Origin of the sequence: Clostridium sp. CAG:43, from assembly GCF_000434655.1 — a bacterium.
In the GTDB taxonomy this organism is placed as follows: Bacteria; Bacillota; Clostridia; order Lachnospirales; family Lachnospiraceae; genus Otoolea; species Otoolea fessa.
Genome location: NZ_FR894996.1, coordinates 1 through 1,421, shown reverse-complemented (window position 1 = coordinate 1,421; position 1,421 = coordinate 1). Strand labels below are relative to the sequence as shown.

Below are 1,421 nucleotides of genomic sequence, written 5' to 3'. Positions count from 1 at the left end.
CCATAATCAAGCACCCGAAGGTAAGTCCAGAGTCTGATAATTAGCCAGTAACTCATTTAATCCGTTTCTGAATATCTTCAACAGATGGCAGCTGCTTTTCCAGATTATCCGGCAAACTACTAGTTATTTTGTATTCGCTTACACCAATCGGCTTTGAAATATCTTTGAGCGAATATTCTGCGACCACATTATTTTTGCTTTTGCACAGAAGCAAACCAATGGACGGATTATCCTGCTCTTTTTTCAAAATGCCGTCCACGGCTGACAGATAAAAGTTTAGCTGACCAGCATATTCCGGCTTGAAATCACCGGTTTTCAATTCGATAACTACATAACAGCGAAGATTCAGGTTATAGAACAACAAATCAATGTAAAAATCATCGCCGCCTACATTCAGGTGATACTGGTTTCCCAGAAATGCAAACCCTGTTCCAAGCTCCAGAAGGAGCTTGGTGACATCCCTAACAAGTGCCTGTTCAATATCCCGTTCGAGCATATCTTCCCGGAAAGGAATAAAATCAAATACATATGGGTCTTTCATTGTCTGCACCGCAAGTTCACTTTGCGGAGACGGTAAGCGGTGATCAAAATTTGTAACTTTATCTGCCAGAACCTGTCTCTGATACAAGTTGCTTTCAATCTGATGGACAAGAACATTTCGAGACCAGCCGTTTTCCGCTGATTTTTTAATATACCATTTGCGTTCATCCATATCAGCGACCTTATCCAGAAGAACTATATTGTGACCCCATGGAATTTGTGCAACAACCTGTTGCACAAATTCTCGGTCTGGATAAATCTCTGCGAATTTTGCCATATACTTCAAATTACGAACAGAATATCCTTTGCTTTCTGGAAAAGCAATTCGAATATCTGCTGCAAGGTTATCAATAAACTTGTTTCCCCATGATTTATGTTCATTGATTACGCAACCAATATCATAATAGAGAAGCAGCATATCTGCATTCACATGAACTGCCGCACGATATTGTGCCGCAGTAATTTCACTCTTAATATTTTCGATAATGGAAAGATACTCAGCCGTATTCATTAACATACCCATCGCCTCGCTTTCACATAATTCCTATCATTATTTTCTCTATATAAGATACTCATATACAATTTTTAAATAATTCAGGTAACCACATGAGCACAGATACAACAATATCAGCCATCCAGCAGCTCCGACATCAATTCGTTGACCTTCTTGTACACCCTTAGCTTTTTTGCATATATGGAAAGATTTTGCAGATTCTTCTTCTCATCCTTTGCATAAGCATTCAATGCCTTACTAAATATTTCATGATCAAGCCTTGAACGATATTTGAAGCAATCGCAGATTGTACGCTCTCGGTCATATATAGGAAGTACGACGCCGTTAAAATCGGCAGTTGTTTTGCCCAGTTCATATATTTCCGATT

Annotated in this window: 1 protein-coding gene and 1 pseudogene; both read right to left on the bottom strand. The window is 39.1% G+C overall.

Translation table 11 applies throughout. The annotated features are described in order from the left end of the window. Positions 1 to 52: 52 nt before the first annotated feature. Positions 53 to 1,057: a PDDEXK nuclease domain-containing protein gene (locus QVO97_RS00720; RefSeq protein ID WP_022358522.1), complete on the bottom strand. Its 1,005-nt coding sequence runs from the start codon at positions 1,055 to 1,057 to the stop codon at positions 53 to 55. 110 nt (positions 1,058 to 1,167) lie between these two features. Further along, positions 1,168 to 1,421, bottom strand: a pseudogene (locus QVO97_RS00715) (hypothetical protein); the annotation flags it as partial.

Coding starts and splice junctions, on each gene's coding strand:
- QVO97_RS00720 (WP_022358522.1), bottom strand. CDS start 1,057: ATGTTAATGAATACGGCTGAGTATCTTTCCATTATCGAAAATATTAAG.